The sequence below is a fragment of the Acinetobacter sp. FDAARGOS_494 genome (assembly GCF_003812225.1).
GTDB lineage: Bacteria > Pseudomonadota > Gammaproteobacteria > Pseudomonadales > Moraxellaceae > Acinetobacter > Acinetobacter baumannii.
Genome location: NZ_CP033866.1, coordinates 3300723 through 3324484, shown reverse-complemented (window position 1 = coordinate 3324484; position 23762 = coordinate 3300723). Strand labels below are relative to the sequence as shown.

Annotated in this window: 20 protein-coding genes; 10 read left to right on the top strand and 10 right to left on the bottom strand. The window is 39.0% G+C overall.

What is annotated here, in order from left to right:
• Positions 1–15: 15 nt before the first annotated feature.
• Genes EG365_RS16210 through msrB form a run of 3 tightly spaced genes read right to left on the bottom strand, consistent with a single transcriptional unit; the run spans position 16 to position 1762 of the window.
• Positions 16–861, bottom strand: a complete 846-nt coding sequence (locus EG365_RS16210) for an AraC family transcriptional regulator (protein ID WP_000535310.1) — start codon at positions 859–861, stop codon at positions 16–18.
• Positions 861–1346, bottom strand: a complete 486-nt coding sequence (locus EG365_RS16205) for a glutathione peroxidase (RefSeq protein ID WP_000066032.1) — start codon at positions 1344–1346, stop codon at positions 861–863. The genes EG365_RS16210 and EG365_RS16205 overlap by 1 nt, the downstream gene beginning before the upstream one ends.
• Positions 1343–1762, bottom strand: coding sequence for a peptide-methionine (R)-S-oxide reductase MsrB (msrB, locus tag EG365_RS16200; RefSeq protein WP_000521160.1), 420 nt, complete (start codon positions 1760–1762; stop codon positions 1343–1345). The genes EG365_RS16205 and msrB overlap by 4 nt, the downstream gene beginning before the upstream one ends.
• Positions 1763–2002: 240 nt before the next feature.
• Here msrB and EG365_RS16195 point away from each other — a divergent pair, with 240 nt between their 5' ends.
• The 8 genes from EG365_RS16195 to EG365_RS16160 all read left to right on the top strand — a co-directional run bounded on the left by EG365_RS16195 (position 2003) and on the right by EG365_RS16160 (position 15566).
• On the top strand, positions 2003–3433 hold the full coding sequence (locus EG365_RS16195; protein ID WP_000078703.1) for a pyridoxal phosphate-dependent aminotransferase: 1431 nt from the start codon (positions 2003–2005) through the stop codon (positions 3431–3433).
• Positions 3434–3899: 466 nt separating this feature from the next.
• A complete protein-coding gene (locus tag EG365_RS16190; RefSeq protein WP_000810598.1) occupies positions 3900–5207 on the top strand; it encodes a dicarboxylate/amino acid:cation symporter in 1308 nt (435 codons plus the stop codon).
• A gap of 683 nt (positions 5208–5890) precedes the next feature.
• On the top strand, positions 5891–6958 hold the full coding sequence (locus EG365_RS16185) for a type II asparaginase (RefSeq protein ID WP_000956444.1): 1068 nt from the start codon (positions 5891–5893) through the stop codon (positions 6956–6958).
• A gap of 214 nt (positions 6959–7172) precedes the next feature.
• On the top strand, positions 7173–10736 hold the full coding sequence (dnaE, locus tag EG365_RS16180) for a DNA polymerase III subunit alpha (RefSeq protein ID WP_001160991.1): 3564 nt from the start codon (positions 7173–7175) through the stop codon (positions 10734–10736).
• Between the two features lie 14 nt (positions 10737–10750).
• The gene (locus EG365_RS16175) at positions 10751–11590 is read left to right on the top strand and encodes an RNA methyltransferase (protein WP_000051400.1); all 840 of its coding nucleotides are present in this window, start codon (positions 10751–10753) and stop codon (positions 11588–11590) included.
• Positions 11583–12398, top strand: coding sequence for a serine O-acetyltransferase (cysE, locus tag EG365_RS16170; protein WP_000917698.1), 816 nt, complete (start codon positions 11583–11585; stop codon positions 12396–12398). Before EG365_RS16175 ends, cysE begins: the two co-directional genes overlap by 8 nt.
• Positions 12399–12501: 103 nt before the next feature.
• Positions 12502–13443: an ABUW_2363 family tetratricopeptide repeat lipoprotein gene (locus EG365_RS16165; RefSeq protein WP_001009742.1), complete on the top strand. Its 942-nt coding sequence runs from the start codon at positions 12502–12504 to the stop codon at positions 13441–13443.
• 116 nt (positions 13444–13559) lie between these two features.
• Entirely contained in the window at positions 13560–15566 is a 2007-nt protein-coding gene (locus EG365_RS16160; protein WP_000498041.1) for an esterase/lipase family protein, read from the top strand.
• Between the two features lie 53 nt (positions 15567–15619).
• Here the strand turns inward: EG365_RS16160 and ahpF are convergent, their stop codons facing one another.
• The 3 genes from ahpF to EG365_RS16145 all read right to left on the bottom strand — a co-directional run bounded on the left by ahpF (position 15620) and on the right by EG365_RS16145 (position 18444).
• Positions 15620–17185 carry an alkyl hydroperoxide reductase subunit F gene (ahpF, locus tag EG365_RS16155; RefSeq protein WP_000886809.1) on the bottom strand — a complete coding sequence of 522 codons (1566 nt, stop codon included), beginning with the start codon at positions 17183–17185 and terminating at the stop codon, positions 15620–15622.
• Positions 17186–17362: 177 nt separating this feature from the next.
• The gene (locus EG365_RS16150) at positions 17363–17884 is read right to left on the bottom strand and encodes a chromate transporter (protein ID WP_000501457.1); all 522 of its coding nucleotides are present in this window, start codon (positions 17882–17884) and stop codon (positions 17363–17365) included.
• Positions 17884–18444 carry a chromate transporter gene (locus tag EG365_RS16145; protein WP_001017024.1) on the bottom strand — a complete coding sequence of 187 codons (561 nt, stop codon included), beginning with the start codon at positions 18442–18444 and terminating at the stop codon, positions 17884–17886. The genes EG365_RS16150 and EG365_RS16145 overlap by 1 nt, the downstream gene beginning before the upstream one ends.
• Positions 18445–18545: 101 nt before the next feature.
• Here EG365_RS16145 and EG365_RS16140 point away from each other — a divergent pair, with 101 nt between their 5' ends.
• Positions 18546–19448 (top strand): LysR family transcriptional regulator, encoded by a 903-nt coding sequence (locus tag EG365_RS16140; RefSeq protein ID WP_000886385.1) that lies wholly within the window; start codon positions 18546–18548, stop codon positions 19446–19448.
• A 90-nt stretch (positions 19449–19538) separates the two neighbouring features.
• Here EG365_RS16140 and arsB read toward each other — a convergent pair whose 3' ends face one another.
• Positions 19539–20573, bottom strand: coding sequence for an ACR3 family arsenite efflux transporter (gene arsB, locus EG365_RS16135; protein WP_001990083.1), 1035 nt, complete (start codon positions 20571–20573; stop codon positions 19539–19541).
• Between the two features lie 104 nt (positions 20574–20677).
• Positions 20678–21007, bottom strand: coding sequence for an ArsR/SmtB family transcription factor (locus tag EG365_RS16130; protein ID WP_000610147.1), 330 nt, complete (start codon positions 21005–21007; stop codon positions 20678–20680).
• A gap of 84 nt (positions 21008–21091) precedes the next feature.
• Between EG365_RS16130 and arsC the strand changes: the two genes are divergently transcribed.
• The gene (gene arsC, locus EG365_RS16125; protein WP_000138008.1) at positions 21092–21520 is read left to right on the top strand and encodes an arsenate reductase (glutaredoxin); all 429 of its coding nucleotides are present in this window, start codon (positions 21092–21094) and stop codon (positions 21518–21520) included.
• A 68-nt stretch (positions 21521–21588) separates the two neighbouring features.
• Here the strand turns inward: arsC and EG365_RS16120 are convergent, their stop codons facing one another.
• Together EG365_RS16120 and EG365_RS16115 are read right to left on the bottom strand one after the other, a co-directional pair.
• Complete coding sequence (locus tag EG365_RS16120; RefSeq protein ID WP_000784879.1) at positions 21589–21750, bottom strand: DUF1427 family protein; 162 nt, start codon at positions 21748–21750, stop codon at positions 21589–21591.
• Between the two features lie 57 nt (positions 21751–21807).
• Complete coding sequence (locus EG365_RS16115) at positions 21808–23682, bottom strand: amidohydrolase (protein ID WP_000129807.1); 1875 nt, start codon at positions 23680–23682, stop codon at positions 21808–21810.
• Positions 23683–23762: the final 80 nt, after the last annotated feature.

Genomic DNA, 23762 nt, shown 5'->3' with positions numbered 1-23762 from the left:
ACAATTTCTTGTAAATTATTGCGCGGCTGCGAGCTGGAACTGCCGAGGAGTTACCCCTGTATGTGCTTTAAAAGCTTTATGGAAATGACTTTGATCACTAAAACCTAAATTTACAGCCAATTCGGCAAGTGGCACGCCTTGTTTGAGCTGCTCTCGAGCCTGATTAATTTTTAAGTTAATTTGAAATGCATGTGGAGTTAAACCTACATTTGCTTTGAATAGACGTATGATTGCATATCTGCTTAAACCTACTCGTTGAGCAAGTTCTTCTAAAGAAATAAAACCCTCTGAGGAAGAAATCACATCGATCAGGTTTAAAAAGTCTTTATATAAATATTGAGGCTTTTGTATTTCTTCTAAAATAAAATGAGGTAATAACAAATGAATCAGGCAATGGAGAAGAGACTGCTCTTTTTCAAAAATTAATTTTTGCGCATCAAATAATGTCTCATTCATTTCAGTAAAAGCTTCATATAAAGATTCGTCTTTTATAATGAGCGGCTTATGCTGAGGTATATGTAAATCAAGACCTTGCTCTTGAAATTCTGAATACAGTTGATTTAACCATGCTAGATCTAAATGAAGCATCTGGTAACTCCATGCCTGATTTGGCATAGGATTACATGAATGCTCAACATGTGCGGGCACAATGACTAATGTACCCGCCGAGATCTTTTGTGCAGTGCCAAAAGAACTTTGAAAAACACTATTCCCCTCATCTATAGCACCAATTGAAAATGTTGGATGGCTATGAGACTTATAACATGTTCTGCCAAAACATGACCTTCGGGTTTCCACATAAGGCATTCGCCGATCTTGCCAAAACTCGAAAGTTTGAGGAATAGCGTTCATTGAACCCATTAACTCGCTAATGCTTTTTCAATATCAGCTTCCAATGCTTCAGGCTTGGTTGTTGGCGCATAACGATTTAAAACCGAACCATCTTTACCCACTAAAAACTTGGTAAAGTTCCATTTAATAGTACTGCTTCCTAAAATTCCTTTTGCTTCACGGGTTAAATATCTAAAGATCACATGAGCTTCAGGACCTTTTACATCTACTTTGGCAAACATAGGGAATTTCACTCCATAGTTACGCTGGCAGAATGTACCTATCTCTTTATTGCTTCCGGGATCTTGCCCACCAAACTGATTGCAGGGAAAACCTAAAACTTCTAAACCTTGGTCTTTATATTTTTCATAAAGTTTTTCGAGGCCCGCAAACTGTGGAGTAAAACCACATTTACTTGCAGTATTTACAATTAATAAAACTTTACCTTTGTAATCAGCGAATTGTTTAATATCTCCCTCTAACAATTCAGCTTCAAACTGATAAATGTTACTCATGGATAGGTTTCCTCATCATTTTTTTCTTGTGTTTTCAGTTGTAATGATGCCGAGTTCACACAGTAGCGCAAACCTGTCGGCTGTGGTCCATCTTCAAAAACATGCCCAAGATGAGCTTCGCAATCATGACAAACAATTTCCGTTCTGACCATACCATGCGTTAAATCTTCATGTTCATCAATAACGCTTCCATTCAGAGGGCGAAAGAAACTTGGCCAACCACAACCGCTATCGTATTTTGCATCTGACGAAAACAATTCCGCGCCACAACAACGACAAACATATGTGCCATGTTGCTTAGTATTCCAGTATTGCCCCGTAAATGCTGGTTCAGTGCCCTTTTGTCGCGTTATCCGATATTCTTCAGGTGATAACTCTCTTTGCCATTCTCGGTCTGTTTTATTAACTTTTCCCATGACCTGCACCTTTTATTCTGATGTAAACATAAATTGATAATCGTATTTTATATTTACGCCATTCATCAAAAAAACACTAGTCTCTGAACGTAAAATTTGTTGGATTTTAAACATCTAAGTAACAGAAAGCAAAAAGTAAGCAAAATACAAAAACAAAAGAAAGCAATTTTTTATTTTATTTCCTTTTAAGGAAGCAAAGATGGTGCTATTCTTGTGTGGCACGGTTGTATAGGACAAAACATGTCTCAGAAAAAAAGTGTGCTTTTCCAGCAACTATTACCAGTTATCAAACAGTATCAGCAATCGGGCTTTACCCATGAAAAAATTGTTGAATTACTTAAAGATCAACATGATCTGAATTTGGTAACAGTCAAAACATTTAAAAGTTATTTATACCGATATGCAAAAGTGAATCCAGCTATGTCTAAAAATACTGCTACTCTCCAATCCATGCCAACTTCCCGAGAAATTAAAAAATCATCGAAGCTTGAGCATGTTTGTTATGACATTCGCGGACCAGTATTACGAGCCGCCAATGAAATGGAAGAGCAAGGACATAAAATCATTAAGCTGAATATCGGCAACCCTGCCCCATTTGGTTTTGAAGCACCACAAGAAATTATTAATGACGTTGCTTTAAACCTACCAAATGCAATTGGTTATGTAGATTCAAAAGGTATCTTTCCGGCACGTAAAGCAATCTGCCAGTACTACCAGCAAAAAGGCATCTTAAATATGCACGTTAATGACGTGTATATCGGTAATGGTGTATCTGAACTCATTGTCATGGCTATGCAAGGCCTACTCGATGATGGTGATGAAATGCTCATTCCGATGCCGGACTATCCGCTATGGACAGCTGCCGTTAACCTGTCGGGCGGTACAGCCATTCATTATAAGTGTGATGAAGAAAACAGTTGGTATCCTGATATTGCCGATATTGAAAGTAAAATTACTTCAAACACACGTGGTATTGTCATTATCAATCCGAACAACCCAACTGGTTCGGTATATCCACGTCATGTGCTTGAGCAAATTGTGGCACTTGCAAAGAAACATGACCTGATTTTATTTGCTGACGAAATTTACGACAAAATCGTTTACGATGGCATTGAACATGTTGCTGTTGCTTCTTTAGCAGGCGACCAATTATGTATTTCTTTCAATGGACTATCAAAAGCATATCGTATTGCTGGTTTCCGTTCAGGCTGGATGGCAATCACAGGCGATAAAAGCCGTGCAGCAGACTATATCGAAGGTCTGGATATGTTAGCTTCAATGCGTTTATGTGCAAACGTACAAGCTCAGTATGCAATTCAAACGGCGCTTGGTGGCTATCAGTCTATTAATGATTTGATCCGACCAGGTGGACGTTTATATGAACAGCGTAATATCGCATGGGAAATGTTAAATGAAATTCCTGGTGTAAGCTGTGTTAAACCAGAAGGCGCAATGTATTGTTTCCCGCGTCTTGACCCTAACATTTACCCAATCGAAGATGATGAAAAGTTAATGTTAGATTTACTTCGTGCTGAAAAAGTACTATTAGTTCAAGGAACAGGTTTTAACTGGCCAACACCAGACCATTTCCGTGTTGTTTTCTTACCGGCAGAAAACGAATTACGTGAAGCAATTGGTCGTTTAGGCCGTTTCTTGGCCAATCGCCGTTAAAAAAATGCATAATAAAAAAGGTATCTTAAATTAGGTGCCTTTTTTTATTTTTACATCATTTAAATAATTATTTAATAACTAATATCACCTATTTTAATCAGATCAATAAACCAAATTAATATACTGAATAATATAAACTTTTAAAAATAATATATAAGACTTATTTTCTCAAAAAATCTCATCCATATTTTTTTACCAAACGTTTAAATTACTATATTTATCCCCTATTCCTCCTTTCGTTATTATGCAAAAAATGCATAAGTTGATATTTTTTTGCATTTCACACTGCTTCAAAATCGAGCAACAATCCCTTCCCATAACAACATCACCATATTCGATTCGGTTAATACTGATGCAAATTTAGGAAGATGAAATCAGTTACAGGACCGAACTGAACTACAAGGAAAGCTTTCAATCATCGTTATCCCATCTAAAAGATGATTGAACCCAAAGGATAGAGGTTCCTATGAAGCAAAAGAAATTGCTCAAGTATATTGTGGTTGCTATTTTACTAGGAGTATTGACGGGTTGGATCTGTCATCACTTCTTTAATGAAGGCGAGCAACTGAAGCAAATCGCTTCTTATTTCAACATCGTCACAGATATCTTTTTACGTCTCATCAAAATGATTATTGCCCCATTGGTATTTGCTACAATTGTGTGCGGCATTGTTTCAATGGGCAAATCAACTTCAATTGGTAGCATCACACTCAAGTCAATGACTTGGTTTATTACCGCTTCGTTTGTCTCACTTGCCATCGGTATGGGTTTAGCAAACTTTTTCCAACCTGGCGCGGCGCTAGACCTAGCATTACCAACAGCTCAACAACTTAGTAGTTCTTCTCTCCCAACAACTACTGGTTTTACCTTGCAATCATTCTTGAGTCACGTGTTCCCACGCAGCATTGCAGAAGCAATGGCGAACAATGATATTTTACAAGTCCTTGTTTTCTCTATTTTCTTTGGTTCAGCTCTTGCTTTTGTAAATCAGGGCAAAGAAAAAGACTCAGTTATCATTCGCTTAACTGATGAACTCAGTAAAATCATGTTTCGCATTACTGACTACGTAATGATGTTCGCACCTTTTGCAGTATTTGCTGCAATCGCTTCAGCAATTACAGTACAAGGCTTAGGCTTAATTGTTGATTATGGCATTTTAATCGCAGAATTCTACTTCGGTCTGCTATTACTTTGGGTCATTTTGTTCTCTGTTGGCGCAATCGTACTTAAAAAAGATATCTTCCGTTTAGGTAAATTGATCCGTGAACCTGTAACACTTGCTTTTGCTACAGCTTCAAGTGAATCAGCCTATCCTAAAGTTATGGATGCTTTAAATAAGTTCGGCGTGCCTAAAAAAGTGACTAGCTTCGTTTTACCATTAGGTTATTCATTTAACCTTGATGGTTCGATGATGTACACCACATTTGCGGTACTCTTTATCGCTCAAGCTTACAATATTGATCTGAGCTTCACTCAACAAATCTTGATTTTGTTAACGCTTATGGTGACAAGTAAAGGTATTGCGGGTGTTTCAAGAGCTTCTATTGTGGTTATCTCGGCAACACTCACAATGTTCCATTTGCCTGAAGCCGGTATTCTATTATTACTTGGTATTGATCAGTTCCTTGATATGGGCCGTACTGCAACAAACGTAGTAGGTAATAGTATTGCGACTGCAGTTGTTGCCAAACTTGAAGGCGATAAAGTGGCTGATACTGAAGAATTACCAGAGCCTGTATTAATTAAATCAACTCAAGAACAAACAATCGCTTAAGTTTCCTTTTTCTCCCACTCTCCCAACTTAAGAGCAATTTTATACGACCTTATAAAATTGCTCTTTTTTTCTTCCAAACTAAACAATAAAAAGTTATCAGTATTTCTCTATTAAATAATAGGCCAAATTATGGATTTTAGTTCCTATTAAATTTCTTAAAAGTAAACCTTAAAAACAGAATAAAAAACCATCATTCAAAAATTTATATATTTAGAAACACCTACTAAATGATTATTTTTTAATTCAATTTACGATTGATTCATTATATTAAACAACTAAGATTATTATTTAATTCGAACATGAAAAATTTTATTTTATATTCTTAATAAATATAGTTTTAAAAATCAATTCAATAAATCCACCAAATGTTAAATAAAGGCCCAACCCAACCTATTATTTTTTAATTTTATAAAGACTAAAAAATCATTTGCGTGAATTATATTAAAAAGTAAATAAATTCAGATAAATTAGAAAAACTTAATAGATTTTTTATTTTTTTCATGATATTTATTAGCGCTGAATAAAAGCAATGTTTAAATGATTGTTGTCGAAACAAAATGATATTCAAGGATGCTTTTATTCAAACAAGTTACGGATATGTTTTACATGGTATGTATTTTGCTTAGGAAAAGCAGGCGTATTCGGCAAACTTTATACTTCGTCACTTCATAAGGATATTTTCGATGTTGACTAAAACTGTTAAATCTTTCGGTTTAGCGATGGGCTTATTAGCCTGCTCTCTCCCACTTTACGCAAAAAACAATGTTGTTGTTGTCGCTACTGGCGGTACCATTGCTGGTGCTGGCGCAAGCTCAGCAAATAGTGCAACTTATACGGCGGCAAAAGTTCCAGTTGATGCTTTAATCAATGCAGTTCCTCAAATTCAAGATTTGGCGAATGTATCTGGTATCCAAGCATTACAAGTAGCTTCTGAAAGTATTACTGACAAGGAATTATTACAAATTGCTCGTCAAGTAAATGAACTTGTTAAAAAGCCAACTGTAAATGGCGTTGTGATTACACACGGTACAGATACTTTAGAAGAAACAGCATTTTTCTTAAATCTTGTTGTTCATACTGATAAACCAATCGTACTTGTTGGCTCAATGCGCCCATCAACTGCTCTTTCAGCAGATGGTCCACTTAACCTTTATAGTGCTGTTGCATTGGCCGCTTCTGATGATGCAAAAAATAAAGGCGTTATGGTTCTCATGAACGACTCTATTTTTGCTGCTCGTGATGTAACTAAAGGCATCAACATTCATACAAATGCTTTTGTAAGCCAATGGGGTGCTTTGGGTACACTTGTTGAAGGCAAACCATATTGGTTTAGACAATCTGTTAAACGTCATACCAATGCTTCAGAATTTAATATTGAAAATATTAAAGGTGATGCTCTTCCAACAGTACAAATCGTTTATGGTTCTGACTCTATGCTTCCTGATGCTTATGAAGCATATGCAAAAGCTGGCGCTAAAGCGATTATTCATGCAGGTACAGGTAATGGTTCTGTAGCGAAATATATCGTTCCAACATTACAAAACCTTCATGACAAAAACGGTATTCAAATTATCCGCTCATCACGCGTTCCACAAGGTTTTGTGTTACGTGATGCAGAACAACCTGACTCTAAATATGGTTGGGTAGCAGCTCATGATTTAAATCCTCAAAAAGCGCGTATTCTTGCAGCGTTGGCACTTACCAAAACCAACGATGCGAAAGAAATTCAACGCATGTTCTGGCAGTACTAAAATTCCTAACCAGCCCAAATCAATTTGGGCTGGTTCTTTTTATCCGCTTTAATTTTCTCTTTAAAAATAAAAGAACAACTTTGATCAATCCTTCACTTTCGTGTTCTCAACCTTCTGTTTAAATACTAAAATCCATAACAGTTGCCAAAATATTAAGCATTTCGTTTGAACTTTGCGTGTTAAACTATGCTGCGGTCGCATTAAGGATTGGTTTATGCAGTTTGTTCATCTCGGTATTTACACAGAATTTTCGATTACAGAGTCGATTGTTCGCATACCCGACTTGGTCAAGACTGCGGTAAAGGATGAAATGCCTGCGCTGGCACTTACCGACTTATCCAACCTTCATGCTGCTGTAAAATTTTATAACTCTTGCCTTAAGAAAGGCATTAAGCCTATTTTGGGTAGTACAATTCGTCTTAATGATGCCCAACATCGTGCAACTTTGCTTGCAATGAGTGATATTGGATGGAAAGGACTGACCGAAATTGTTTCGCGTGGATTTATTGAAGGTCAACAACTCAGTATCCCTTGTGTACAAAAAGAATGGGTCCTAGAGCAGCATCAAGGTATTATTGTTTTACTTGGCCAACATAGTGATGTTGGGCAAATGCTTTGCTCATCTAACCCGCAAAAAGCAGAACCTTTACTTGAAGAGTGGATTGAAAAGTTTGGTAATCGTGTTTATCTAGCCTTAACACGTACTGATCGTCCTGGCGAAGAAGACTTTATTCAAGAAGCTGCCAAACTTGCAGCTAAATATAATGTTGGTGTTGTTGCACACAACGATGTGCACTTTATTGAAAAAGAAGATTTCGAAGCGCACGAAGCTCGTGTATGTATTGCAGATGGTTATGTTTTAGCAGATGATCGACGTCCGCGCTTATATAGCCCAGAGCAGTATTTCAAAACTTCTGATGAAATGATTGAGCTGTTCTCAGATATTCCTAGTGCTATTGAAAACACCTATCAAATCGCTAAACGCTGTAATGTCACTTTAAAGCTCGGTACTTACTTTTTACCTGAGTATCCAATTCCTGATGGTTTTACCATCGATACCTATTTTGAGCACTTATCAAAAGAAGGCTTAGAAGAGCGCTTAAATTACCTTTACCCTGTCGAAAAGCGTGGTGAAGACTGGCCCGAAATTCGTAAACCATATGATGAACGAATAGATTATGAAGTCGGAATCATCCTGAAAATGGGATTCCCTGGTTACTTCCTGATTGTCATGGACTTCATTCAATGGGCGAAAAACAATGGTGTCCCTGTTGGACCGGGCCGTGGTTCAGGTGCAGGTTCATTAGTAGCTTATAGCTTAAAAATTACAGATCTTGATCCACTTCGTTACGACCTACTCTTCGAACGTTTCTTAAACCCGGAACGTGTATCGATGCCCGACTTTGACGTCGATTTCTGTATCGCAGGTCGTGACCGTGTGATCGATTATGTATCACGTACTTATGGCCGTGAAGCGGTGTCTCAGATTGCAACGTTCGGTACGATGGCTGCAAAAGGTGCGATTCGTGACGTTGCCCGCGTTTTAGGGAAGTCTTATGGTCTAGCTGACCGTATTTCAAAAATGGTTCCAACTAAGCCACTTGGTGTGGATTTGGCAACTGCAATTGAAATGGAACCTCAGCTTAAAGATATTGTTACCAACCCTTCCAACCCAGATAATGATGATGCCAGCGAAATTTGGGAAATGGCATTAAAGTTAGAAGGTATTACCAGAAATACAGGTAAACATGCCGGTGGTGTTGTTATTGCACCCGGTAAAATTACCGACTTCTCTGCTGTGCTTTGTGACGCAGACGGTACTAACCGCGTAGCACAGTATGATAAAGATGATGTAGAAGCTGCAGGTCTCGTAAAATTCGACTTCTTGGGCTTACGTAACTTAACCGTTATTGAAGATGCTATTCAAAATATTAATAAAAACCGCGATAGCAATGACCCTTTAAACATTTCACACGTCCCTCTTGACGACCCTAAAGCTTATTCTGTCTTTGCTGATGCAAATACAACCGCGGTATTCCAGTTTGAATCCGTCGGTATGAAACGAATGCTTAAAGAAGCGCGTCCAAGTAAATTCGAAGAAATTATTGCGTTCGTATCTTTATATCGTCCGGGTCCGATGGATCTGATCCCAGACTTTATTCACCGTATGCATGGTGGAGAATTTGAGTATCTTCATCCATTGCTAGAAGGTGTATTAGAACCAACCTACGGGATTATGGTTTACCAAGAACAGGTAATGCAAACTGCACAGATTTGTGCAGGTTACACACTCGGTGGCGCTGACTTGCTCCGCCGTGCGATGGGTAAAAAGAAACCTGAAGAAATGGTGAAACAGCGCCAAATCTTCCTTGAGGGTGCTGGACAAAAAGGTATTGATGAAAGCACAGCTAACCATATCTTCGACTATATGGAAAAGTTCGCAGGCTATGGTTTTAACAAATCGCACGCCGCAGCCTATGCACTTGTTGCATACCATACAGCATGGTTAAAAGCCCACTATCCTGCCGAATTTATGGCAGCAGTAATGTCATCGGAAATGCAGAACACTGACAGTGTCGTATTTTTGATTGATGACTGCCGAAATAACGGACTCGAGGTCTTACCGCCATCAGTCAATATGTCGACTTATCATTTCCATGCGAGTGATGATAAAACCATTGTTTATGGTTTAGGGGCAATTAAAGGTGTTGGTGAACAGGCAATGCAGTCTGTTATTGACTCACGTCGCCAACAAGGGCCTTATACTGACCTATTTGATTTCTGCCATCGTATTGATTTGAAAAAAATCAATAAACGAACCTTAGAAGCACTTATCCGTGCTGGTGCGCTTGATTGTTTAGGTATTGAACGTTCAAGTCTAATGGCTCAATTGCCAGAAGCTGTACAAGCTGCCGAACAAGCACGTAGTAACCGTGAAAGCGGTATTATGGACTTATTTGGTGAAGTTGAAGAAGTTCAACGTAAACCAGCTAAACCTGTTAAGCCATGGAGTGATGAAGTTCGTCTCAAAGGCGAAAAAGATACACTTGGACTATATTTAACAGGTCACCCAATTGATGTTTATCGTCAAGAACTCAAAGCGTTTATTCCTGCAAAACTTAATGAAATTACCGCAACTCGTCGCGGTGTAACGACTGTTTATGCAGGACTTGTCCTTGATGTAGCGAATTTCCCAAACCGTGTTGTTATTGTGCTTGACGACGGAACAGCACGTATTGAAGTCAGTTGTAACCACGAACGTTTCCAACGCTTTAAAGATATTATTCAAGTTGAGCGCGTAGTCGTCTTTGAAGGCGAGATCTATGAGCGTGAAGGTTTTGATCGTCCAATGGGACGCTTGAACAAAGCGTTTAGCTTAAATGAAATCAGACAAAAACGCGCCAATAGTATTCAAATCAAATTAACCCATGATCTATTGCAACCAAGTTTGGCAAAAGATCTACAAAATATATTATTGCCTTATTGTAATGTCGATATGCATCAGCATATTGCAATACAGTTACAGATTGACCAACCATATGCTCAGGCTGAGCTTCAGCTTGGCCCACAATGGAAAGTCGCTCCTTTAGATGAACTTCTTGCCAAACTAAGAGATTACTTTGGTAAGGATAATATTCATATTGAATATCAGGTAAAATCTAAGGCAGCTAAAGCAGCAGAACCTGTTCGTCCACAACCTGTTGCCTCACCTCCTGTGGACATGACTATTGATGATGCATTGGATTCATACCAAAGCGAAGTTTCTCAATATTCGTAATTTCTGGAAATCTTATGAGTTTGTTTGACGACACCGCCGTGTCAAAACAATTAGCACAAGTGCGTATTGTCATGGTCAATACCACTTTACCGGCTAATATTGGCAGTGCTTTACGCGCAATGAAAACGATGGGCTTGAGTAAGTTGGTTCTGGTTTCACCAAAAACCTACCCACATCCAGATATTCAGGCGCTTGCTGCTGGTGCACAAGATTTATTAGAACAGGTTGAAATTGTTGAAACACTCGAAGAAGCAATTAAAGATTGCCATTTAGTTTTCGGAACAAGTGCAAGAAGCCGTACTATTCCATGGCCTTTGTTAGATGTTCGCCCTGCTTCCAAAGAAGCAATCAAGGCGGCTGCACAAGGACAACAAATTGCGATCGTTTTTGGACGTGAAGACCGCGGTTTAACCAATGAAGAATTGGCTTTGGCAAACTATCACCTTACTATTCCTGTGAACTCGGACTATGGTGTACTTAACGTTGCTCAAGCGATTCAAGTGGTTTGTTATGAACTTCGTATGTCGGTATTAGAGCAAAAAGAAGTTGCTTCTGATGCTGGGCAAATGCCGCTTGCTCAAGGTCAAAGCATGCAATGGGATGAGCCGTTAGTGACTCAGCAGCAAATGGAAGAGTTCTACCCTCATTTGGAAAAAATGCTCACCGAAATTGAATTTTTAGATCCAGAAAATCCACGTTTACTACCTTTACGCTTGCGTCGTTTATTTGGTCGTATACAATTAGATCGTATGGAATATCATTTACTTCGCGGTATTTTTAGTCGAGTCCAAGCCCTCACAAGCGGCAAATGGAAAAAAGCATCATCGGACAAGGAGGATCAACCCAATGCTTAAACAGCTTAAAGAAGATATACAGGCTGTATTCGCGCGAGATCCTGCTGCACGAAATACACTCGAAGTACTTACCACTTACCCGGGTATACACGCTTTACTTTTGCATAGACTTGCACATGAATTGTGGAAAAAAGATTGCAAAGGTACCGCCCGTTTTGTTTCGTCATTTAGTCGTTTTGCAACGGGTATTGAAATTCACCCTGGTGCTAAAATCGGCAAACGCTTCTTTATCGATCATGGCATGGGCGTTGTAATTGGTGAAACTGCTGAAATTGGTGATGATGTAACGCTATACCACGGTGTTACCTTAGGTGGTACGACTTGGAATAAAGGTAAGCGTCACCCAACTTTAGAAGATGGCGTGGTTGTCGGTGCTGGTGCGAAAATCTTAGGTCCATTTACGGTAGGTAAAGGCGCCAAAGTTGGTTCAAATGCGGTAGTCACAAAAGCAGTTCCTGCTGGTGTAACAGCTGTTGGTAACCCTGCACGTTATATCTATAAAGATGCCGACAAAACTAAAGATAAAGATGAAGAACGTCGCCGTGATTATGCACAAAGTATTGGTTTTGCTCCGTATGCGACTACTGCTGATCAATCTGACCCAATTTTAGAAGGAATGCGAGTTTTACTTGACCGTATTCAGCACAATGAAACGCGTATGAATAATTTGTGCCAGCGTTTGTCCGAACTTGACCCAACTTTCAAAAAAGAAAGTCAAGATGAACAGCCTTTTAGTGATGAAGAGCTAAAAATTCTTGAAGAAGTTCGTCGTGAATGCGGTGCGCAAAACAAGACATCAAAAACGTAATATTCTTGATTCATAATGTAACACGCTTACCCTTGCATGTCGGTTTAGGTTTTCCTAGACTTGTTGTACCTTATTTAACTTTATAAAATGAACGGAAGAACCTATGAATTTTAAGCCTTTGGCATATATCCTTCTTGCGACCTCAAGTTTAACAGCGTGTACCATGGCACCTGTAAAAGAACAAAAAATTGAACCGTTTGTTTTTAAGGAACCAGAGCTTACACCTCCATTTTATGCATTAAACCCATTTAATTATGATGCTCCGCCTGCATTTGAAGTTGCTTTAAAAGAAGCTGCTGCACAGCCTGTAACCAAAATGGTTGTAACTCGTCAGGACGATCCAACCAAAACACTTACATTAGATACGAATAAATTGATCGTACCTACAGTCAACAACTCACAACGTTCAATGAAGTACGCAGTTTTAGCGGGCAATAATGAAATTGATGTAACTGAAATTGATGACTTCTTACAACTTGTTGAAGGTAAAGCGCGTCACTATCCGCCTCGTTTTACTGACCGTCAAGAACGTAAAGGCTTTGAAAGCAAACTTAAGGAAGTCACTCAGCGCTTAGATACTTTAGCTGCTAATCCAGATGCTTCATTTGATATTCTTATTCGTGCTTTTAAAGCAAGTGTACTTGCCCGTAACCTTGATTTAGGTACTGCTCATACCACTAAGTCTTTAGAATATGCACAAAGACTTTTAAAAATTAATCCAGATGATGCTGAAGCGAATTTCTGGTTTGGTTTTGGCTTATCTGAAGGTGGTGGTCAACGTGAGGCTATTCCGTATTTAGATAAAGCTATTAAAGGTAATGTTCAGGAAGCATATTTAGCCGCTGCAAATAACTATATTGCAATGGAACAAAAGAAAAATGCGATTCAGACTCTAAAAAATTACAAGGTTAAATACCCTGATGAAGCTGAAGTAGCAGACCGTTTAATTCAAGAAATTGAAAAACAAGGTCGCTGGAATGTATGGCAAGTTTTAACAAACCCTGCTATGTCTTCTGCTACCCCAAGTGCAGCTACAAAAAAGTAAGCGCTTAAACTTTATAAAAGGGCTGATTTGACAGCCCTTTTTTTATGTTTGATCAATTGAAAAATACTTTAAAATTTGTATGATCAGCATATTACTGATCCACATATTTGACCATAATGTTTGTTAGAAAAAGAAACTCAGCGCTCTTCACGGTCATACTCCTCGGTTCAATCCTGAGTGGATGTCAGGTCGTCAATGTTAAGCAACAAGCTCTCAACGTTACTATTGCAAATGAGCGTAATAGTATTCTTACCCAAGATAAACTAAGTGAAGCGAGTCTTAATGTTTTGTCCATGTCAGGGCAAGAAGCTAAGGCCTGTACAGACTCCCCTGACACTTGTGTTAATCAACTTAAAAATCTGCCCCAAATTTTAGATGAACAGCTGTTATCGGCTGCGAGTGAAATGTATCTCGCAAAAGCAATGGCTTTGTCAGATTCTTCTGAATGTAAAATTAGTCGTTTCACTAAACATAAGCCAACTGAAGAACAAAAAGTTATTCAAAATAAATATGATGAATGCTTAGATCAACAGTTAAGTCTACTCGATAAGAGTATCCGTTATAGCTATGCTTATCTGTTTTCTACAAAACGTCAGCCGACTGATCGTATTTTTGATAATAGACAAGTTCAGATACGCGACTTCTATAATCAAGCGATTGCCAAAATGGTCAGTGTGTATGATTTAAGATATCCACAAAAAAATGTGGTAGAGCCACAAATCCATATTGGTAAGAGTGTATATTCAATTGATTTTGAGTTTCATAGACAATTATCTGGCCAAAAATTAGAAAAATTAATTTCAAGTTATAACTTAAATTTCTCAGGTTTAAGAACAATCAACCGTCGTGATGGTTTCGGTTCCGAATTTGTAGCTGTCTTCCCAAGTTCAGGCAAAGAAGACATTAATGAATACATTTTAGATCCACTTAATTACAGCTATAAAAATGGTGTAAATCCAAATATTCACCATGCACGTTATTTAGCGGCAACTATTGTTGCAGAGCCTAAACATGCTAAAACCATTCAAGAAATTATTAATGACCCAGAATTTGTGATTCGGGTCTATGATCCTTATCGAACTGATAATATTAATGTCGCTGGTAAGCAATATCCTTTAGCTGCAAACTTCTCAGCTCCTTATGGTCTGTGGTTAGCTGAAAACAACCTAGGTGTAGCGGCTTATTTAAGCTTGATTGATCGTGATCAGCACTTAACCATGCCGCATTTATATATGCTTGAACCTTATAATCCAAACAAAAAAATTATTGTGTTGGTCCATGGTTTAGCAAGTAGCCCCGAGGCATGGATTGCGCTCACCAACGATGTCATGGGTGATACTGTTTTAAGAGATAACTATCAAGTTTGGCAAGTTTTCTACTCGACCAATATGCCAATTCTGGAAAGCCGGTTCCAGATTTATGCCCTTTTGAAACAAGCATTCGGTTCGTTAAACCCAAGTGATCCTGCTGCGCATGATGCGGTGCTTGTAGGTCATAGTATGGGAGGAATTATTAGCCGTTTACTTGTAAGTGATGCTGATATTACTAAACCTGCCTTGGAGATGATGACGATCCGTCAGCAAAACCGTTTTAAGAAACATCCTATGGTGACTGAACGGTTGCAAATGCATTCAATTAGTAACTTTGATCGTGCAATTTTCTTGGCATCGCCACACCGAGGTACTGATTATGCAGATCGTTGGTTCACATTAGCTGCGCGTAAAATTATCCGCTTACCGGGTGCTTTTTTATCAGCTGTTGCAACTTCGCTCACCACAGAAAATTTAGATATTAAAGATTTCTTGAATAATATTGATAATGGCCTGATTCAAAATGGACCAAGCGACTTAAGCCATCAATCTAAATTTATGGAACTCACTGAGAATATTAATCCCCATCAAGGGTTAATCTTCCACTCAATTATGGGCAACATTACCAAAAGTGATGATCCAAATGTGATTACCGATGGTATTGTTCCTTATAAAAGTGCTCACTTAGAAGGTGCTAAATCTGAGAAAGTTCTACCGGGTGGACACTCTATTCAGTTAACACCACAAGCCGTATTAGAACTACGTCGTATTTTACGAGAGCATTTAGTTGAACATGGTTTGTATAAACCATAAAAAATAAAAAGAGCCAAAGGATATCCTTTGGCTCTTTTGTTTTAGGTTAGATTTTATTGCCCAGAACGGATGATGTAATCAAACGCAGAGAGTGATGCTTTAGCGCCTTCACCTGTAGCAATAATGATTTGCTTGTAAGGTACAGTGGTACAGTCACCCGCAGCAAATACACCTTTTACATTGGTTTCGTTGCGGTCATTGACAATGATCTCACCACGGTTGGTTAACTCAACCTCACTGTCTTTTAAAAAGTCAGTGTTTGGAAGTAAACCAATCTGTACAAAGATCCCTGCAAGCTCTACCACATGCTCTTCATCAGTTGTACGGTCTTTATATTTAAGACCGGTTACTTGTGAACCGTCACCTAATACTTCTGTGCTTAATGCATTCATAATCACGGTGGTGTTTGGCAAGCTATTTAACTTGTTTTGCAAGACTTGGTCAGCACGAAGTTTAGTGTCGAACTCAACCAGAGTTACATGCTCAACAATACCTGCAAGGTCAATCGCCGCTTCAACACCTGAGTTACCACCACCAATCACAGCAACACGTTTGCCTTTGAACAATGGACCATCACAGTGTGGACAGTACGCTACACCACGGGTACGGTATTCAGCTTCACCTGGTACATTCATTTCTCTCCAACGTGCCCCTGTTGAAAGGATCACAGTTTTCGATTCAAGTTTTGCACCGTTTTCAAGTTCAACTTCAACCAAGCCATTTGCTGTTTGGTCTGCACCAGTGATTTTGCTGACACGTTGCAGGTTCATAATATCCACATCGTATTCACGAACATGTGCTTCCATTTCAGCAGCAAACTTAGGACCTTGGGTCTTTTGCACAGAAGTGAAGTTTTCAATATCCATGGTGTCCATGACCTGACCACCAAAGCGTTCAGCCACGATACCTGTGTTAATGCCTTTACGTGCCGCATAGATTGCAGCTGTTGCACCCGCAGGTCCACCACCAATCACCAATACATCAAACGCATCTTTGGCATTGAGTGCTGCTGCGTCTTTTTCAGCTGAATTGGTATCAAGTTTTGCCACAATCTCTTCAAGGGTCATACGACCTTGACCAATGTGTTCATTGTCCTGGAAGACCATCGGTACAGCCATGATTTTGCGTTGTTCCACTTCGTCTTGGAAGAATGCACCATCAATCATGGTTGCCGTGGTGTTCGGGTTATAAATGGCAATCAGGTTAAGTGCCTGTACCACGTCCGGACAGTTATGACAGCTAAGCGAAACAAACACATCAAAGTTAGCTTTGAGGTTTAAGCCTTTAATCTGGTTAAGCACTTCATCCGACACTTTAGGTGCATAGCCAGACACTTGTAACAGAGCCAAGATCAAAGAGGTAAACTCATGGCCCATTGGTAAGCCTGCAAAGAACACACGAGGCTGTTCACCTGCTTTAGCCACACCAAAGCTTGGACGACGTGTATTATTACCGTCAAAACGGGCTGTTACCTTGTCAGAAAGCTCAGCGATTTCAGTTACTAATTCTTTAATTTGAGCAGCTTTATCTGATTCATCTAAAGCAGCAACTAATTCGATTGGACTTTCTAAACGTTCTAGGTAAGCTTTTAATTGAGTTTTAATGTTTTGATCTAACATCTGTTTTTTACTCCAATGCATCCAAATTCTTTCAATAGATACATAGTACGTTAAAACAATGAATAGGTAAAACAGTATGTTTTTATATATTTGATCGGTTTTTTAGATTTTATTATTTCTTCAATCAAAAAAAGCCAACCTGAACTCATCCCAGCGCAGGTCGGCAAACTGGTTAAACTAGAGTAAGACCACACCAAATACAGCCCCAGCAATCAAAACATGCAATGGATGAACTTTTTTAATTAAAGATAATAAAGTTGCAATGACTACCATAATGATAAGTAAAGTATTTATTGCCGCTGCTTCAGAAATAATCCATGCACTGGCAAGCACAGTCCCCACAGTGACAGGTTGTAAAGCAAGCTGTAAAACACGGCGCCATTTCTTATCTTTGAATTTTGACCAGCCTCTCATCACAAATACAGTAATAAGAGATGACGGTAAAAATTTAGCAGTAGACGTCACCAATAGACCAGACAACCCTGCTACATGCCACCCTACCAAAGGTACAATCATCATATTTGGACCAGGTGCAGCTTGTGCCATGGCAAACAACGCACTAAATTCTTGCGCCGTCATCCAATGATGAATATCGACTACTTGACGTTGCATTTCGGGCAAAATCGTATTCCCACCACCAAATGCAATAAGAGACAACTGAGTAAAAATGATTGCTAAAGTAAGTAGTACGGCACCCATTACACACGTCTCCAAATGATGGCTGAATAAAACGCAAGTAAAATCAGCATAGTCAAAAGTAAAGGAATTTTTAGGAGAGCAATGCTGACAATTGCCGCCACTACAACACAGATTGCTAATGGATTACGTAATAAGGGCTTAAGCATTTTCAAACCTGTGGCAACCAGAAGCCCTGCTGCTGCTGCTCCTAAACCTTCAAAAAGGTGCTTAACCATTAAGTTGTCTTGGAACTGCTCATAGACATAATGTAAAAGTACAACAATTACGGTAGGTGCGAAGATTAAACCAATGAGTGAGCTCACTGCTCCACGGACACCGCGAAACTCCATGCCAATCGCAACCGATAAATTAATAATATTGCCGCCCGGTAAAAATTGGCACAGACCAAGTAACTCAGTGAATTTTTCAGGGCTTAACCAATGCCTTTGCTCTACAATAACTTTACGGGCTAAAGGCAGCACACCACCAAATCCAATTAAACCTAATGTTAAAAAACCTAAAAATAACTCTGTGCAAGTAGGAACAGTATCCTTCTGCACGGCAATCTCAACATGGTTCATTTTCGTTACTTTTCACTTTATCCGACCAAGATAGAATGATACTTTTATGATATATCTACAAATGCTTTTATTTTCATTAACCATACCCTAAAGGTATTCCTATGCTCGATTTATATAAGCTTCATGCCTTTGTAGTGGTGGTTGAAGAAAGAAATATTACTCATGCAGCAAACCGTTTGTTTATTCAACAGCCACCTTTAACGCGTTTACTTAAAAAACTTGAACAAGAACTCGGTACACAGTTACTTATTCGTCAACCGCGCGGGATTGAACCGACGGAAGCGGGTTTAGCATTATTTAAAGAAGCACAACTTTTATTAGAACATGCCCGCCATATTCCCCAATTGGTCCAAGATGTTAGCCAAGGTAAAACTGGACAACTCAATATTGGCTTTACAAGTTCCGCAGGTTTGCATCCGCTCATTTCACTCGTATTACGTTCATATCGGGAAATGTACCCTGCTGTGCAAACCAAACTTGAAGAAGCAGGCAGTCAAAAGCAACTGGACTGGTTAATTTCAGAAAAACTTGATATTGCCTTTTTAAGAGCGCCGATTAGCCGAGATATTGGTTTGAAGCATCTTCATATATTAAACGAGCCAATGGTGGTGGCCTTACCTATCGGCCATCCGCTTACACAGAAGAAAAAAATTAGTTTAAGTAACTTGTCAGAGGAAAATTTTGTTTTATACCGTCGCTCTTCAGGGCAAGGCTTATATGACAATATTTTATATAGCTGCTATCAGGCAGGTTTTAGTCCGCGTATTATTCAAGAAGCGCCGCGCCCTACTGCGACCCTCAATTTAGTGGCTGCCGGTATTGGAATTAGTATTGTGCCCGCTTCAATGCATAACTTTTGGGACCATGAAATCGTCTATCGCGAGTTTGATGATTCGATAAAACTAAATGCGCCTATTTACTTAATTACACGAGAAAATGAAAACTCAGCTAAAGTTTCAAACTTCATTGAACTCATGCAAAAACTATTACCTACAATGACCTAAATGTAAAAGCTAGGCAATAAAAAATGCCTATATAAAGGCACTTTTTAAAGTCATTTTTAGCAAAAAATAGTTCAAATAAATTTTACGATTTTAAGAGTAATACTTTTTCTTTAACCAAAGCGAAACGGTGACGAGTGAAATTAAAACGGGTACTTCAACCAATGGCCCGATCACTGTGGTAAATGCTACAGGTGATGCTAAACCAAAAGTTGCAATAGCTACAGCTAAAGCCAACTCAAAGTTATTACCTGCCGCGGTAAATGAAATAGCAGCGGTACGCGGGTAATTATTCCTCATCCGTTTACTCATAAAGAAACTAATAAAGAACATCACTACAAAGTAAATCGTGAGTGGAATCGCAATACGTAATACATCTAAAGGTAAGCTCACCACATCGCCACCTTTTAAACTAAACATCGCCACAATGGTAAAAAGTAAAGCAATTAAACTAATCGGGCTGATCTTTGGTAAAAATTTAGTTTGATACCATTCCAACCCTTTCGACTTGACTAAAATCAAACGTGTCAAGAAACCCATTAAGAATGGAATACCTAAGTACACCAAAACAGCATGTGTGATGGTCCAGAAATTGACATCAATCACTTGTCCTGCCACACCAAAATATGGCGGCAAGAAAGTTAAGAACAACCATGCATAGGTACTAAAAAATAAAATCTGAAAAATACTGTTAAAGGCGACTAAAGCTGCAACATATTGGTTATCACCACAAGCTAAGCCATTCCAGACCAATACCATTGCAATACAACGTGCCAAGCCTATCAAAATAAGGCCCGTCATATACTCCGGATAGTTATGCAAAAAAACAATCGCAAGGATAAACATTAAAACTGGAGCAATAATCCAGTTTTGTATCAAAGATAAAGTTAAGGTTTTCTTATCCTTAAATACTTCTGGTAAAGCCGCATATTCCACTTTTGCCAATGGCGGATACATCATTAAAACCAAACCGATTGCGATTGGAATATTAACGTTATCTACACTTAATTCATTTAAAGACACAGATGCCTGAGGAAAGAAAACTCCAATCGCTAAACCTAAAGCCATTGCTATAAAAATCCATAGCGTCAGGTTTCGATCTAAAAAGGAAAGCCCTTGTTTAGTCATGTTCTACTCGAAGAAAGAATTGATTAATTTTGCTCAATACACACAAATGACTTATGCACTTATGCTAAGAAAATCTAAATTTTAAAGACGGAAATCTAGGAAGATTAATCACAACACGTTGTCGTGATGAAAGACTGATCTTGTTGTTTTACTTTTGTCCCACTCTCGTCATTTTCTATCACCTTTAAAATATCTAAAGCCCAAACAGGTAAATCAGGATTTAAGCTGTAATAAACCCACTGTCCTTTTCTTTCATCCAGTAATACGCCATGAGTTCGTAACAAAGCTAAGTGTCTAGAAATTTTGGGTTGGCTCAACTCAAGCTGTTCGGTTAGCTCACAGACACAAATATTTTGTTTATTTAGAACTAATTTAAGAATATTTAACCGAGTTTGGTCAGATAGACATTTAAAGAAATCGACTTGGTTGATCATATCTTCAACAAAATATATTCGTTATTGCAAATATACGGATATCCATATATAAATGCAATATCTTAATTCATCGATAAATTTGTCATGACTGAGCTAGTGAAGATTTACCATAACCCTGCTTGCGGGACCTCGCGCAATACATTGGCGCTTATTCGTCATGCAGGAATTGAACCTATCGTTATTGAATATTTGCAAACACCGCCAAGTAAAGATGAATTGATTCAACTCATTAAGGATTCGAACCTAAGTGTACGTGAAGCAATTCGTAAAAATGTTGATCCCTATAAAGATTTAGAGATAGAACAAGACCATTGGACCGATGAACAGTTAATTGATTTTATGGTGCAATATCCAATTTTAATTAATCGCCCATTTGTAGTTACACAAAAAGGTACTCGACTTTGCCGCCCTTCTGAGATTGTACTGGACATTTTAGATTCACAAAACTTAGGCTATTTTGCAAAAGAAGATGGTGAAATCATTATTGATGAGCAAGGCCGTCGTATAAAGTAATTGAAGATACTTATTAATATAAAAAGCTAAATGGCATGGCACCGTTTAGCTTTTTTGAATGAAACGGATTAAAAATAGGATTTGATAAAAGGAAGCAGTTGCTCTCCTATTACCATGCCTAATAAACCGACTAATGCAACAAGAGGTGGAGCTGGTGACTTAACATTTAAAACATAATATAAGACACCAACAAGCAACCCTACAGCCAAAGATAACAAGTACATTTTCATCGTACATACCTTAAGGAAACAAGCTATTTAATGAGGCAGGTTCCCATACTGTTTTATTTAAAATGCAAAACACGAGCACCCAAGTGCGCCCCAGAAAGATTTTTTGTCCTTATCATTTACAGGAACATCAAGCATCCAAGCGTGGCTGTGTCCATGCATTCCACAGCTACTAGCACATGCACACAATGCACTTTGTGACTGTAATGATTGATTCGATGGTGCATTACGGTTTTCAGATAAGCGCCACTGACCACCGAAGCGTTTTACTGGCGACCATGTTGGAGATGCTGGCGGTAACGGCGGATCGTCTTGCTTAAACTCTGCCCCTGCGTACACCACTTTTCCACCTAAAACAGTGAGTACAGACTCAATCCACTGGATATCTTCTGCTTCAACTTTGAAGTAGTCATCAGACAATACCACCAGATCAGCAAGTTCCCCTGCTGTGAGTGAACCTTTGACATCTTTTTCACCTGAGAACCAAGCCGAACCTTTAGTCCAGAGTTTGAGGGCCGTTTGACGATCTAATAAATTTTTTTCATCATACAGCGGTAAACCACCAACTGTTTTACCTGTAGTCAGCCAATACAAACACACCCAAGGGTTATAAGATGCAACACGAGTCGCATCCGTTCCCGCACCCACAGGTACACCGAGTTCTAACATTTTCTTGACTGGTGGCGTTGCTTGAGCAGCTTCGGCACCATAGCGTTTTACGAAAATCTCACCTTGATATGCCATACGATGCTGAATCGCGATACCACCACCCAACGCACCAATACGTTCGATATTACGCTCAGATACAGTTTCGGCATGGTCAATAATAAATCGTGTCGCAAATGGCTGTTTTGAATTGACGCGCTCAAATACATTGAGTAACCGACTAATACTTTCATCATAGGTTGCATGAATACGGAATGGCCATTTCTTTTCAGCCAAGTGCTCTACGATGGCTTCGAGTTCACCTTCCATTTTTTCTGGTAAATCGGGACGTGGCTCATAGAAGTCTTCAAAGTCCCCCGCTGACCAAGTCAGGTTCTCGCCTGCTCCATTCATTCTAAATAGCTCATCACCATCGCCCGGAAATGTCATTTCGGTCCAGCGGCGATAATCATCAAGCTCTTGGCCTGCCTTCTGAGCAAATAGGTTATAAGCAATTCGAACCGTCATTTGATTTTGATCGTGCAATTGCTTAATCACATCATAATCTTCAGGATAGTTTTGACCGCCACCACCTGCATCAATTGCTGAAGTAATACCTAATCGGTTCAATTCACGCATGAAATGACGAGTTGAATTGACTTGATCTTCAACTGGCAATTTCGGCGCTTTACCTAAAGTCGAATATAAAATCATAGCCGATGGCGTTGCGAGCAACAGTCCTGTTGGCTCACCTTTTTCATTTCGTACAATCTTGCCACCTGGCGGGTCTGGCGTGTCTTTATTAAAACCTAATACATCAAGGGCAGCTCGGTTCAACATGGCACTGGCGTATAAATGTAAAACGAATACAGGAGTATCTGGTGCAGCTTTATTAATTTCTTCTAAAGTCGGTAAACGCTTTTCAGCAAACTGGAATTCAGTCCAACCGCCTACTACACGAACCCATTGTGGAGCTAGCGTATTATCTGCTTGCTCTTTGAGTAAGCGTAACGCATCGGCAACGGATGGCACACCTTCCCAGCGCAGTTCCATATTGTAATTTAGACCACCACGAATAATATGCAGATGACTGTCATTTAGACCCGGTATAACGCGTCGACCATTTAAGTCTACAACTTTACTTGTTGGAGTTGCGAGTTTCATAACCTCATCAGTTGTACCCGTGCGGACGACTTTACCATCTGCAATCGCTATTGCTTGTACTTCGGGGTTCTGAGGATCTAGTGTTGTGATTTTACCGTTTTTAAGTATGAGGTTTATGTCGGTCATTCTGAACTCCATTCTTGTGAATTATCGTTCTAAAGAAATAAAGGTATATCTGTATTAATATCACTTAAATATTGAATACT

Bases quoted from the DNA above. Each gene is read 5' to 3' on its own strand.
- ahpF (WP_000886809.1), bottom strand. From the start codon at position 17,185: ATGTTAGATCAAAACATTAAAACTCAATTAAAAGCTTACCTAGAACGT.
- EG365_RS16140 (WP_000886385.1), top strand. From the start codon at position 18,546: ATGCTCGATTTATATAAGCTTCATGCCTTTGTAGTGGTGGTTGAAGAA.
- EG365_RS16175 (WP_000051400.1), top strand. From the start codon at position 10,751: ATGAGTTTGTTTGACGACACCGCCGTGTCAAAACAATTAGCACAAGTG.
- EG365_RS16205 (WP_000066032.1), bottom strand. From the start codon at position 1,346: ATGAGTAACATTTATCAGTTTGAAGCTGAATTGTTAGAGGGAGATATT.
- EG365_RS16185 (WP_000956444.1), top strand. From the start codon at position 5,891: ATGTTGACTAAAACTGTTAAATCTTTCGGTTTAGCGATGGGCTTATTA.
- EG365_RS16195 (WP_000078703.1), top strand. From the start codon at position 2,003: ATGTCTCAGAAAAAAAGTGTGCTTTTCCAGCAACTATTACCAGTTATC.
- EG365_RS16160 (WP_000498041.1), top strand. From the start codon at position 13,560: ATGTTTGTTAGAAAAAGAAACTCAGCGCTCTTCACGGTCATACTCCTC.
- EG365_RS16120 (WP_000784879.1), bottom strand. From the start codon at position 21,750: ATGAAAATGTACTTGTTATCTTTGGCTGTAGGGTTGCTTGTTGGTGTC.
- cysE (WP_000917698.1), top strand. From the start codon at position 11,583: ATGCTTAAACAGCTTAAAGAAGATATACAGGCTGTATTCGCGCGAGAT.
- EG365_RS16165 (WP_001009742.1), top strand. From the start codon at position 12,502: ATGAATTTTAAGCCTTTGGCATATATCCTTCTTGCGACCTCAAGTTTA.
- dnaE (WP_001160991.1), top strand. From the start codon at position 7,173: ATGCAGTTTGTTCATCTCGGTATTTACACAGAATTTTCGATTACAGAG.
- EG365_RS16130 (WP_000610147.1), bottom strand. From the start codon at position 21,007: ATGATCAACCAAGTCGATTTCTTTAAATGTCTATCTGACCAAACTCGG.
- EG365_RS16115 (WP_000129807.1), bottom strand. From the start codon at position 23,682: ATGACCGACATAAACCTCATACTTAAAAACGGTAAAATCACAACACTA.
- EG365_RS16190 (WP_000810598.1), top strand. From the start codon at position 3,900: ATGAAGCAAAAGAAATTGCTCAAGTATATTGTGGTTGCTATTTTACTA.
- EG365_RS16150 (WP_000501457.1), bottom strand. From the start codon at position 17,884: ATGGGTGCCGTACTACTTACTTTAGCAATCATTTTTACTCAGTTGTCT.
- EG365_RS16145 (WP_001017024.1), bottom strand. From the start codon at position 18,444: ATGAACCATGTTGAGATTGCCGTGCAGAAGGATACTGTTCCTACTTGC.
- msrB (WP_000521160.1), bottom strand. From the start codon at position 1,762: ATGGGAAAAGTTAATAAAACAGACCGAGAATGGCAAAGAGAGTTATCA.
- EG365_RS16210 (WP_000535310.1), bottom strand. From the start codon at position 861: ATGGGTTCAATGAACGCTATTCCTCAAACTTTCGAGTTTTGGCAAGAT.
- arsB (WP_001990083.1), bottom strand. From the start codon at position 20,573: ATGACTAAACAAGGGCTTTCCTTTTTAGATCGAAACCTGACGCTATGG.
- arsC (WP_000138008.1), top strand. From the start codon at position 21,092: ATGACTGAGCTAGTGAAGATTTACCATAACCCTGCTTGCGGGACCTCG.